This is a genomic window from Streptomyces sp. NPDC060209, assembly GCF_042728155.1.
Lineage (GTDB): Bacteria > Actinomycetota > Actinomycetes > Streptomycetales > Streptomycetaceae > Streptomyces.
In genome coordinates this window covers 1-11,070 of sequence record NZ_JBHWZS010000288.1, presented here as the reverse complement: position 1 = coordinate 11,070, position 11,070 = coordinate 1, and the positions used below count along the sequence as shown (strand labels likewise).

Below are 11,070 nucleotides of genomic sequence, written 5' to 3'. Positions count from 1 at the left end.
GAAGCAGGCCGGCCGGAGTGCGTCGCTCCGCGTTCAGCCCTCCCAGGTCCAGTCGGCCACCTCGGGCAGGTCCGTGCCGTGTTCCCGGATCCAGTCGTGGTGGCGGGTGCGGGCGTCCGCCATCGCCTGCCGGACGGCGACTGCGCGGACCCCCAGACCGGGTACCCGGTCGACCACGTCCATGACCAGCCGGTAGCGGTCCAGGTCGTTGCGGACCACCATGTCGAACGGCGTGGTGGTGGTCCCCTCCTCCTTGTAGCCCCGGACATGCAGATGGGCGTGTCCCGCACGGCGGTAGGCCAGGCGGTGCACCAGCCAGGGATAGCCGTGGTAGGCGAAGATCACCGGCTTGTCCCGGGTGAAGAGGGCGTCGTACTCCGCGTCGGGCATCCCGTGCGGGTGCTCGTCGTGCGGCAGCAGCCGGGTCATGTCGACCACGTTGACCACGCGCACCGCGAGTTCCGGAAGGTGATGCCGCAACAGCCCGGCCGCGGCCATCGTCTCCAGGGTGGGCACGTCGCCGGCGCAGGCCAGCACGACGTCGGGCTCACGGCTGCCGTCCTCGGTACCCGCCCATTCCCACACCCCGGCCCCTCGGGCGCAGTGCGCGCGGGCCTCGTCCATGGTGAGCCAGTCGAAGCCGGGCTGCTTGCCGGCGACGATCACGTTGACGTAGTCGCGGCTGCGCAGCACATGGTCGGCGGTCGACAGCAGTGTGTTGGCGTCCGGCGGCAGATAGACCCGGACGACCTCGGGACTCTTGTTGAGGATGTGGTCGACGAAGCCGGGGTCCTGGTGCGAGAAGCCGTTGTGGTCCTGACGCCAGACGTGCGACGTGAGGAGGTAGTTCAGCGAGGCGACGGGCGCGCGCCAGTGCAGCCGGCGCGAGGTGCGCAGCCACTTGATGTGCTGGTTGACCATCGAGTCGACGATATGGGCGAAGGCCTCGTACGAGGAGAACAGGCCGTGCCGTCCGGTGAGGAGGTAGCCCTCCAGCCAGCCCTGGCAGAGGTGTTCCGAGAGCACTTCCATCACCCGGCCGTCGCGGGCCAGATGCTCGTCGGTCGGGAGGATCTCTGCCTGCCAGGCCTTGCCGGTGGCCCCGTAGAGCGCGCCAAGGCGGTTGGACTCGGTCTCGTCGGGGCCCACCACACGGAAGTCCCTGCGGCCGGCGGTGGCCGCCATGACGTCCTCGAGGAGTCCGCCCAGGACCCGGGTGGGCTCGTGCAGGACGGTCCCCGGCTTGTCGACCCGCACCGCGTGGTCCTCGAGGGGAGGGAGCGGAAGATCCCGCAGGAGCAGCCCGCCGTTGGCGTACGGCGTCGAGCCGAGCCGGGCGGTGCCCTCGGGGACGCACTCCAGGACCTGGGCTGTGGGCCGGCCCTCGGAGTCGAAGAGTTCCTCGGGCCGGTAGGAGCGCATCCACTCCTCGAGCATGCGCAGGTGGTCGGGGTTGTCCCGGACCCCGGGCAGCGGGACCTGGTGGGCCCGCCAGGTGTTCTCGACGGGAAGTCCGTCCACCTCTTCGGGCCCGGTCCAGCCCTTGGGGGTGCGCAGCACGATCATCGGCCAGCGGGGGCGTGCGGACACGCCGTCGGTGCGGGCCGCGCGCTGGTACTCCCCGATACGGTCCACGGCGAGGTCCATGGCGGCGGCCAGTGCGCGGTGGACCACGGCGGGCTCGTCCCCCTCGACGTACACGGGATCGTGGCCGTATCCGCGCAGGAGTGAGTCGAGTTCGTCCTCGGGCAGCCGGGCGAGCACCGTCGGGTTCGCGATCTTGTATCCGTTGAGATGGAGGATCGGCAGGACCGCGCCGTCGTGCACGGGGTCGAGGAATTTGTTGGAGTGCCAGGACGCGGCCAGCGGCCCCGTCTCCGCCTCTCCGTCCCCGACGACGCAGGCGACCAGGAGCTCCGGGTGGTCGAAGGCCGCGCCGTAGGCGTGGGTGAGCGCGTATCCCAGCTCGCCGCCCTCGTGGATGGAGCCCGGGGTCTCAGGGGCCACATGGCTGGGGACACCGCCGGGGAACGAGAACTGCTTGAACAGCGCTCCCATTCCGGCGCGGTCTCGGCTGACATCGGGATACGTCTCCGCGTAGCTGCCCTCCAGCCAGGAGTTGGCGAGGACGGCGGGGCCGCCGTGGCCGGGCCCCCAGACGCAGAGCGCCTGCCGGTTCCGTGTCCTGACGATCCGGTTGAGATGGGTGTGCACCAGATTCAGCCCGGGTGAGGTGCCCCAGTGGCCGAGCAGCCGCGGTTTGATGTGCTCGGGGACCAGCGGCTCCTCCAGGAGGGGGTTGGCCATCAGATAGATCTGGCCGACCGCCAGGTAGTTGGCGGCACGCCAGTGCGCGTCGAGTGCCGCGATCTCGGTGTCGGACAGGGCGGATGCCCCGGACGGCGTTCGGGCGTCGGTCATGGGGCGTCTCCCTGAGGCATGGCGAGGGGGTGTCCGGGCCGGCGGTCGACCGCTAGGGGGTGTCCGAGCCGGGTCCGTACCAGACGGTGGTGGCGTTGCAGAACTCGCGGATGCCGTGTCCTGCCAGCTCGCGCCCGTAGCCGGAGCGCTTCACCCCGCCGAACGGCAGCGCGGGGTGGGAGGCCGTCATGCCGTTGAAGAAGACCCCGCCGGCCTCCAGGTCGCGCACGCAACGGTCCATCTCCCCCTGGTCTCGCGTCCAGACGTTGGAACTGAGCCCGAAGGGGGTGTCGTTGGCGAGCTCGACGGCCTCGTCCAGGTCCGCCACCCGGTAGAGCGTCGCCACCGGGCCGAACGTCTCCTCGCGGTGGATGCGCATGCCCGGGGTGATCCCGGTGAGCACGGTGGGCTCGTAGAACCAGCCGCGGTCCAGGCCGTCGGGCCGCCCGCCCCCGCACAGCGCGGTCGCGCCCTTGCCGAGTGCGTCCCCGACGAGTTCCTCCAGGTCGGTGCGGCCCTGCTCGCTGGAGAGCGGCCCCACGTCGGTGGACTCCTCCAGCGGGTCTCCGACGGCCAGGGCGCGCATCCCCGCGGTGAACCGCTCGGCGAACGCGTCGTAGACGTCCGCATGGACGATGAAGCGTTTGGCGGCGATGCAGGACTGGCCGTTGTTCTGGACGCGGGCGGTCACCGCCGTGTCGGCGGCCTTCTCGACGTCCGCCGACGGCAGGACGACGAAGGGGTCGCTGCCGCCGAGCTCCAGCACGGTCTTCTTCACCTCGTCGCCCGCGACGGAGGCGACCGCGCGGCCGGCCGGTTCGCTGCCGGTGAGCGTCGCCGCGGCGACCCGCGGGTCGCGAAGGACCGCCTCGACCGCGCCCGAGCCGATGAGGAGGGTCTGGAAACAGCCGGCGGGGAATCCGGCCCTGGTGAACAGGTCCTCGATGTACAGCGCGGTCTGCGGAACGTTCGAGGCGTGCTTGAGCAGACCGGTGTTGCCCGCCATGAGCGCGGGCGCGGCGAAGCGCATGACCTGCCAGAGCGGGAAGTTCCAGGGCATCACGGCGAGCACGACGCCCAGCGGCCGGTAGTGGACCCGTGCGCGGGAGGCACCGGAGTCCTTGACGTCGGTGTCGTCGGGGTGCTCGTCGGCGAGCAGGCGTTCGGCGTTGGCCGCGTACCAGCGCATCGCCTTGGCGCACTTGGCGGCCTCCGCACGGGCGGCCTTGACCGGCTTGCCCATCTCGGTCGTCATGGTGCGGGCGATGTCCTGCTGATCCTCGTCGAGGAGGTCCGCGGCCCGGTTCAGCAGGCGGGCGCGCTGGGCGAAGTCCGTGGTGCGGTAGCTGCGGAACGCACGGTGTGCGGCGGCGAGCCTGCGCTCGGTCTCCTGAGCGTCCAGTGCGTCGAATGTCCTGAGCGTCTCGCCGTTCGCGGGATTGACCGTCGCGATGGGCATGGCAATGCCTCCTTGCGTTGTTCTTCGACCGTTGCGCGCCACGCCGCAGCGCGCAACGCGACCCCTCACGCACGCGTACCCGGCCGGCACGGATCATGCGCGCCTCAGGCACACCGTCCGCGCCGGCCGGGCCGGCACCGGGCCGTTCGTCACACGAGTTCGGCGACCGGACCGCTCTCGACGACCGGACCGGTCTCCACGACCGGACCGCTTTCGGCGACCGGGCCGCCGAGGAACGTACGGCCGCCGGGAAGGGGCGTACGCGGAAGCAGCCCGGTGGTGCACGGGGTCTCCGCGTAGCGCGTGAACCACACGACCTTTCCGTCGGCGGTCCGGCAGGTGCCCCAGCTGTCGCTCAGGGCCATGACCCGGCTGAGGCCGCCGCCACCGCCGTCCAGCAGCCGGGGCATCCGGGAATCGTTGTCGGCCACGGACACCGTCAGGTGCCGGCCGGTCCAGCGGAGCTCGAGGACGCACGGGTTGCCGTCGCCGACGTGTCGCTGGACGTTCGTCAGGAGCTCCTCCGCGGCCCGGCACACCGGCCGGACGTGCAGTTCGAGATTCCAGTGACGAAGGTGTGCGGCGACTATGCGCCGCAGCTGGGAAATGCGCTCTGCCGACACCTGCAGTTCGACCAGATACTGCCGGTCGAGTGGAACGGTCATCGTTGAGGCTCCTCACCGCGAGGCTCACGTGCTTCACCCCGTTTGAACCGACGACCCCCCGAACACGAAGCGTGAGCAGTAATCACTTCTGGGTCACTCATCAGGGTGACCCCAGGGGGCCGGTTGCGCAACCGAGGGGCCCGGGTGCCCGGTGTCACGGCAGGTAGGGCAGCAGTTTGTCCGGGGTGAGGGGGAGTTCGCGCAGCCTGGCGCCGGTGGCGTGCCGCACGGCGTTCCCGATCGCGGCCGCGGTGCCGACGATGCCGATCTCGCCGATGCCCTTGCTGCCCATCGGGTTGAGGTGCGGGTCGTCCTCGTCGATCCAGTGCGCCTGGATGTCGGGGACGTCCGCGCAGGACGGCACGTGGTAGGAGGCCAGATCGTTCTCGGTGAAGTCGCCGAAGACAGGGTCCATGGTGCTGCCCTCGGTGAGGGCCATGCCGAGACCCATGACCATGCCGCCGATGAACTGGGAACGGGCCGTACGGGAGTTGAGGATGCGTCCGGCGGCGTACACACCGAGGAGCCTGCGCACCCGCACCTCACCGGTGAGGGAGTCGACCGCCACCTCGGCGAAGTGGGCGCCGAAGGCGTGCCGTGCGTACGGGGACTCCTGCGCCGTCTCCTCACCGGTGTCGGCGGTGACGGTGATGCCCTCCGGCGGGAGCGGCCCGGTGTGCTCGGCGAGCCGGCGCACCAGGGCGGAGGCCGCCTTGTGCACCGCGGAGCCCCAGGAGGCGGTGCCCGAGGAGCCGCCCGCGACGGGCGCGGCGGGCAGGTCGCTGCTGCCGATGTCGGTCCGTACGTTCTCGGGGGCCGTGTCCAGGACCGAGGCGGCGATCTGCGCCAGGACCGTACGGGCACCGGTCCCGATGTCGGTGGCGTTGACCCCGATGCGGTAGGAGCCGTCCGGAGCGGCGTGCGCGGACGCAGCCGCCTTCGAGACCAGGACGGGGTACGTCGCCGAGGCGACGCCGGTGCCGAGCAGCCAGGGCCCCTCCTCGCGGGTGGCGGGCTGCGGGTCCCGGCCGTTCCATCCGAAGCGCCGGGCACCCTCGCTCAGACAGGCCGCGAGATTGCGGCTGCTGAAGGGGCGTCCGCTGTCGGGTTCGGCCGACGGTTCGTTGCGCAGCCTCAGCTCGACCGGATCGATCCCGAGGACGCAGGCCAGTTCGTCCATGGCCGACTCCAGCGCGTACATGCCCGAGGCCTCCCCCGGTGCACGCATCCAGGACGGGCTGGGCACGTCGAGTGCCGCCACCCGGTGTTCCGTGCGGCTGTGCGGCGAGGCGTACATGACGCGGGCGGGAACGGCGGCCTGCTCGACGAATTCCTTGATCCGCGAGGTCTGCGTGACGATCACATGGGAGACGCTGGTCAGGACGCCGTCGCGGTCCGCTCCCAGGCGCACCCGCTGCAGGGTGGGTGCGCGGTGGCCGACGATCGCCGCCATGTACCGCCGGGGCAGGGCGAGCTGGACCGTGAGGCCGGTGTGCCGTGCGGCCATCGCGGCGAGGACGGACTGAGGGCGTGGGGTGCCCTTGGAGCCGAAGCCGCCACCGACGTGTTCGGAGATGACGGTGATCTGGCTCCGGTCGAGCCCGAAGGCCGTGGCGAGGCTGTTGCGCACGGCGGTCGATCCCTGGCTGGAGTCGTGGACGGTCAGATGTCCGTCGGCCCACCGGGCGGTGGAGGCGTGCGGTTCCATGGGGTGGTTGTGCAGCCCCCGCAGCGTGTAGGTGGCATCGATCCGCACGGGCGCGGCGTCGAACGCCTTCATCGCGTCGCCGCGTTCACGCAACCCCGGGTGGCCGCCGTTCGCCTCCTCGGGGGTGTAGAGACCCGGGTGGTCCCCGGTGAGGACGACATCGTGGCCGGTGGTCGCGTACTCGACGTACACGGCCTCGGCCCCGGCCCGGGCGGATTCCAGGCTCTCGGCCAGCACGAGGGCGACGGGCCAGCCCCGGTGCGGCACCCGGCCGTCCTGGAGCACGGCGAGGATCGGGTCGTCGGGCTCCTGGAGCCTCGGCGCGTTGTCATGGGTCAGGACGGTGTGCACCCCGGGCACCGCGAGCGCGTCCGCGGTACGGATCGCGGTGACGCGACCGGTGGGGACGGTCGCGGGCACGATCCAGCCGTACAGACAGCCCGGCACGGTGTGCTCGGCGGCGTAGCGGGCGGTGCCGGTGACCTTGTCCCGGCCGTCGCGTCGGACTACGGGCGCGCCCAGCGCCTGGGGGGAGTCGCTCATGACGGAAGTCCTCGGTTCGTCGGGGTGTGCGGGGCCGGCGGATCAGGCGGGTGCGGCCTGGGTGGTGAGTTCGACCAGGGCGCCGACCGCCAGCCGGCGGGCCAGGTCCACTTTGAAACCGTTGTCGCGCAGGGGCCTGGCCGCTCCGAGCTCGCCGTCCACCGCGCGCGCGAAGGCGTCCTCGGTCGTGTGGGCCCCGCGCAGCAGGTCCTCGGCCACCCGGGCTCGCCACGGCCGGTGCGCGAGCCCGCCGAAGGCGAGCGAAGCGCGCTCGACGCGGCCGTCGCGCACGCTCAGCACGACTGCGACGGAGGCCAGGGCGAAGGCGTACGAGGCACGGTCCCGGGCCTTGCGGTACAGGGAGACGGCACCGGCTGAAGGCGGCGGCAGCACCACTTCGGTGATCAGCTCGCCCGGGCGGATCACCGTGTCCTGGTCGGGGTTGTCGCCGGGCAGCCGGTGGAAGTCGGTCACGGGCACGGTCCGCTCCCCCTCGGGTCCGTGCAGCCGCACGGTGGCGTCGAGTGCCGCGAGGGCGACAGCCATGTCCGAGGGGTTGGTGGCGACGCAGTCCTGCGAGTGGCCCAGCACCGCGAGATCGCGGTGCGCCCCTTCCCTGGCAGGGCAGCCCGAGCCGGGGATCCGTTTGTTGCAGGGCTTGGAGACGTCCTGGAAGTACGGGCACCGGGTGCGCTGGAGCAGGTTGCCGCCGGTGGTGGCGGTGTTGCGGAGCTGCCCGGACGCACCGGCCAGCAGAGCCTGCGACAAGGCGGGGTAGCCGCTCCGTACGTCGGGATGGGCGGCGAGGTCGCTGTTGCGTACGGTCGCCCCGATCCGGAGGCCGCCGTCGTCGCTCCGTGTGATCCGGTCCAGCGGCAGCCGGCTGACGTCGACGAGGAGGCCGGGCGACTCCACCCCGAGTTTCATCAGGTCGACGAGGTTGGTGCCGCCGCCTAGGAATCGTGCGCCGGGATGCCCGGCGCCGGCACGGACGGCCTCGGCCACGGAGGAGGGACGCAGATAGGCGAAGGGTTTCACGTTGCCACGTCCTCGATCGCGTCGACGATGTGCGGGTAGGCGCCGCACCGGCAGAGGTTGCCGCTCATCCGCTCGCGGATCTCGTCCGCGCCGAGCGGGGCCGGCCCTCCGGCGGCGAGCGCCGTCGGAGGGGTGACGTGCGAGGGGAAGCCGTCCTCGGCCTCGCCGAGCATGCCGACCGCGGAGCAGATCTGCCCCGGCGTGCAGTAGCCGCACTGGAGCGCGTCCCTCTCCAGGAAGGCCGACTGCAGCGGATGCAGCCGGTCCCCGTCGGCCAGTCCTTCGACGGTGGTGATGTGGGCGTCCTCCTGGGCGACGGCCAGCAGCAGACAGCTGTTGGCACGCCGGCCCTCGACGAGCACGGTGCAGGCTCCGCACTGGCCGTGGTCGCAGCCCTTCTTTGCGCCGGTGAGCCCGAGGTGCTCCCTCAGCGCGTCCAGCACCGTGGTGCGGTGATCGAGCGTCAGGGTCCGGGCTGTGCCGTTGACGTACAGCGTGAAGGTGGAACGGTCGTCGGGACTCGGCGTCTGCGCCGCCTCCGCGTCGACGGTCCCCGGGGTTGCATCCATGTACGCGTACCTTCCGGGTTCGGTGGTGCGGTCGTCACGCGGGTCGGTGGCTCTCCAGCCGCAGGCGGATCTCCTGCTCCTGGTCACCCGCCGCTGTTCCGACGAGGCGCACGGTGAAGGCGTCCGCCAGGTGCTTGCGGAGGCGGTCGACTGCCCAGTAGCCGCCCTGTGCCTCGACCATCACCGGTACGGAGAGCTGCGCGGGCGCGGCGCCGGCCTTCGTCTCGGAGACGTCGACGGTCGCCGTCCACACGGTGGGGCGGGTGTCCGAAGCGTCCTCCGGGGCGTCGCTCGCCGGACGGTCGGAGACGAACGAGCGGCGCAGGACGTCGAACACGGTGCGCGCGTCCTCCTTCGGGCAGCCGGTCACCGCCACCACGACGTCGCCGCTCTCCTGGTGTTCCTGTGCTGGTTCCTGCGTGCTGTTCACTCCGGGTTCCTTTCACTGGGAGCGCTGTGAGCGCTGTTCGGCGGCCTCTCGCTGGGGGCCGACCGTGTGTGCGGGGTCCTCGGCGGAGGCGGTTCCCGCCGCGAGGGCCCCGAAGCGTGTGCAGGCCGAACCCGCCGGCAGCGCCAGGCCCGCGCCTGCGGCGACGGGGCGGCTGCGGTGTCCGAGAAGGAGGGCCGCCGCCGCTCCGGCCGCGGTGAGCGCGCGCGCCGAGAACTCGGGCTGCAGCTTGGCGGACTCGATGAGCGACAAGTCACGGACGACCAGCCATTCGGCACGAAAAGGTCGGACAGTGCGCTCGTGCGGGTGAAGCACGGGTCCACATGGATGATCCGGGCACCACGCGCCCTCGCCTCCATCACCCATGTTCGGCCGGGGCGGAGCGAGGCGCCGAGGCCGGCCGCGGTGGAGCTGTAGCAGCCCCGCGACCGGTTCTCCACCCGCACGATGCCGAGGCCGGCGATGCCCTGGGCGCGTGCTGTCCGGAGCCCTTCGTGCTCCGTACGGGCAGACGGACATCACCACGCGGTCCGCCGTGGCCGTCCTGGGCCGGACCTCTTCCGTCTCCCGCGACACCACGGGCCGGCGGCCGAGCGGACTGCCTGCTCCCATGGTGTTTCCTCCAGCGGTCCGGGGACTCACTCCAGGCTCACCCCACGGCTCCGTGTCGGCGACACGAGCGAACGTCCGGACCGGCGGGCGGCGAAAGATCTCGTACCCGTTGTGCGAGGGGGAAACGTGGGGCCGCCCAGCGCCGTGTCCCGCCGCCGCCTACAGGGCGCGCAGCGCCGGCAGGAGTGTGCTCCGGGCCCAGTCGATGAAGGGCCGCTGGTGGGCCCCGCCGATCTGGACGAGGGCGACCTCGGTGAATCCCGCTTCGCTGTAGGGGCGTACGGCCTCGACGAACGCGTCGACGTCCGAGCCGCACGGAATGGATCCGGCGATGTCGTCCTCGCGGACGAACTGGGTCGCCTGGTCGAACGCGGAGGGACCCGGCAGCTCCGAGTTGACCTTCCAGCCGCCGAGCGACCAGCGGAACTGGTCGTGGGCGCGGGCGATCGCGGCGTCCCGGTCGGTGTCGTAGCAGACGGGCACCTGCCCCACGCGGGGCTTGCCGGTCCCGCCGTGCCGGTCGAACGCGCTCAGCAGCTCGCTCTTGGGTTCGGTCGCGATGACCAGGTCGCCCAGCGTGCCGGCGAGTTCGCAGGACCTTTCCCCGGAGACCGCGATACCGATGGGGACCCGCTTCTCGGGCAGGTCCCAGAGCTTGGCGTTCTCCACGTCGAAGTGGGTGCCGTGGTGGTTGACGTGGCCCCCGTCGAAGAGCGCGCGGATGATGTGCACGGCCTCCTCGAGCATCTCCAGGCGGACGTGGGCCGCGGGCCAACCGGCCCCGACGACGTGTTCGTTGAGGTTCTCGCCGGAGCCGAGGCCGAGCCGGAAGCGGCCCTCTGCGAGCAGTTGGAGCGTCGCCGCCTTCTGCGCGACCACGGCTGGGTGGTAGCGGGTGGTCGGACAGGTCACGTACGTCATCAGCGGGATCCTGGACGTGGCCTGCGCGGCGGCTCCCAGGACGGACCACGCGTAGGGCGCGTGTCCCTGGGAAGCCAACCAGGGGAAGTAGTGATCGGACGTGACGGAGAAATCGAAGCCGGCCTCTTCCGCCGCGACCACGTCCTCGACGAGGGCGCGGGGGCCTGCTTGCTCGGTCATCATCGTGTAGCCGATTTGAACCATATGAAACACATTTACCGTGACATCGCCATAAAACATGAATTCATGTCAATGGCTGTCTGTGATCGGTTCCCCGGGGTATGCGCCATGCATGGACGTAACGAACGGAGCAAGCGACTCGCTCGCCGCCACCCTCGCCGATGGCCCGGGCGCGGTGGGCGTGATCGTCGGCATCGCCGGACTCGCCGTGGTGGTTCTCCTGATCGGGGGCTTCTGGTTCGGGATGAGGCGCCGCGACAAGGAATCACGGCCACCCCGCCCCGATGAGCAGCCGCCGCGTCCGGAGCACCGGACGGAGATCCAGGAGAGCGGCCGGCACAGCTCGGACCGCTTCCCCGAGAACGGCCGCGCTCTCTCGCCGTACGAGCTCAGCGACCGCGGTAACGAGGTGATCCCGCCGCCGGAGGACGAGCACCGGCGTGACTGACACACCATCGCGCCGGCCACAGGCCGGCGGGGCGCAGACGTCCGGGCCCGCGGTGGAG

General features: G+C 71.5%; 10 protein-coding genes and 1 pseudogene. 1 reads left to right on the top strand and 10 read right to left on the bottom strand.

Annotated elements, in window-relative coordinates; all coding sequences use genetic code 11:
* Positions 1-33 precede the first annotated feature (33 nt).
* The 10 genes and pseudogenes from ACFWFI_RS34910 to ACFWFI_RS34865 form a co-directional block, all read right to left on the bottom strand.
* Positions 34-2,421: a phosphoketolase family protein gene (locus ACFWFI_RS34910; protein WP_387398299.1), complete on the bottom strand. Its 2,388-nt coding sequence runs from the start codon at positions 2,419-2,421 to the stop codon at positions 34-36.
* A gap of 52 nt (positions 2,422-2,473) precedes the next feature.
* Complete coding sequence (locus ACFWFI_RS34905) at positions 2,474-3,880, bottom strand: NADP-dependent succinic semialdehyde dehydrogenase (RefSeq protein WP_387398297.1); 1,407 nt, start codon at positions 3,878-3,880, stop codon at positions 2,474-2,476.
* A gap of 149 nt (positions 3,881-4,029) precedes the next feature.
* Complete coding sequence (locus tag ACFWFI_RS34900; protein WP_387398294.1) at positions 4,030-4,545, bottom strand: ATP-binding protein; 516 nt, start codon at positions 4,543-4,545, stop codon at positions 4,030-4,032.
* A gap of 154 nt (positions 4,546-4,699) precedes the next feature.
* A complete protein-coding gene (locus ACFWFI_RS34895; RefSeq protein ID WP_387398291.1) occupies positions 4,700-6,796 on the bottom strand; it encodes a xanthine dehydrogenase family protein molybdopterin-binding subunit in 2,097 nt (698 codons plus the stop codon).
* A 42-nt stretch (positions 6,797-6,838) separates the two neighbouring features.
* On the bottom strand, positions 6,839-7,834 hold the full coding sequence (locus ACFWFI_RS34890) for an FAD binding domain-containing protein (RefSeq protein WP_387398289.1): 996 nt from the start codon (positions 7,832-7,834) through the stop codon (positions 6,839-6,841).
* On the bottom strand, positions 7,831-8,403 hold the full coding sequence (locus ACFWFI_RS34885) for a 2Fe-2S iron-sulfur cluster-binding protein (RefSeq protein WP_387398286.1): 573 nt from the start codon (positions 8,401-8,403) through the stop codon (positions 7,831-7,833). The genes ACFWFI_RS34890 and ACFWFI_RS34885 overlap by 4 nt, the downstream gene beginning before the upstream one ends.
* Before the next feature lie 34 nt (positions 8,404-8,437).
* Positions 8,438-8,833 carry a hypothetical protein gene (locus ACFWFI_RS34880; protein ID WP_387398283.1) on the bottom strand — a complete coding sequence of 132 codons (396 nt, stop codon included), beginning with the start codon at positions 8,831-8,833 and terminating at the stop codon, positions 8,438-8,440.
* A gap of 12 nt (positions 8,834-8,845) precedes the next feature.
* A complete protein-coding gene (locus ACFWFI_RS34875; RefSeq protein WP_387398280.1) occupies positions 8,846-9,103 on the bottom strand; it encodes a hypothetical protein in 258 nt (85 codons plus the stop codon).
* A gap of 20 nt (positions 9,104-9,123) precedes the next feature.
* Positions 9,124-9,351 (bottom strand): annotated as a pseudogene (locus ACFWFI_RS34870) (hypothetical protein); the annotation flags it as partial.
* Between the two features lie 271 nt (positions 9,352-9,622).
* On the bottom strand, positions 9,623-10,588 hold the full coding sequence (locus ACFWFI_RS34865; protein ID WP_387398278.1) for an LLM class F420-dependent oxidoreductase: 966 nt from the start codon (positions 10,586-10,588) through the stop codon (positions 9,623-9,625).
* 88 nt (positions 10,589-10,676) lie between these two features.
* On the opposite strand from ACFWFI_RS34865, the gene ACFWFI_RS34860 reads away from it, so the two are divergent.
* A complete protein-coding gene (locus ACFWFI_RS34860; RefSeq protein ID WP_387398276.1) occupies positions 10,677-11,012 on the top strand; it encodes a DUF6479 family protein in 336 nt (111 codons plus the stop codon).
* Positions 11,013-11,070: the final 58 nt, after the last annotated feature.

Bases quoted from the DNA above. Each gene is read 5' to 3' on its own strand.
- ACFWFI_RS34910 (WP_387398299.1), bottom strand. From the start codon at position 2,421: ATGACCGACGCCCGAACGCCGTCCGGGGCATCCGCCCTGTCCGACACC.
- ACFWFI_RS34885 (WP_387398286.1), bottom strand. From the start codon at position 8,403: ATGGATGCAACCCCGGGGACCGTCGACGCGGAGGCGGCGCAGACGCCG.
- ACFWFI_RS34860 (WP_387398276.1), top strand. From the start codon at position 10,677: ATGGACGTAACGAACGGAGCAAGCGACTCGCTCGCCGCCACCCTCGCC.
- ACFWFI_RS34865 (WP_387398278.1), bottom strand. From the start codon at position 10,588: ATGGTTCAAATCGGCTACACGATGATGACCGAGCAAGCAGGCCCCCGC.
- ACFWFI_RS34895 (WP_387398291.1), bottom strand. From the start codon at position 6,796: ATGAGCGACTCCCCCCAGGCGCTGGGCGCGCCCGTAGTCCGACGCGAC.
- ACFWFI_RS34900 (WP_387398294.1), bottom strand. From the start codon at position 4,545: ATGACCGTTCCACTCGACCGGCAGTATCTGGTCGAACTGCAGGTGTCG.
- ACFWFI_RS34905 (WP_387398297.1), bottom strand. From the start codon at position 3,880: ATGCCCATCGCGACGGTCAATCCCGCGAACGGCGAGACGCTCAGGACA.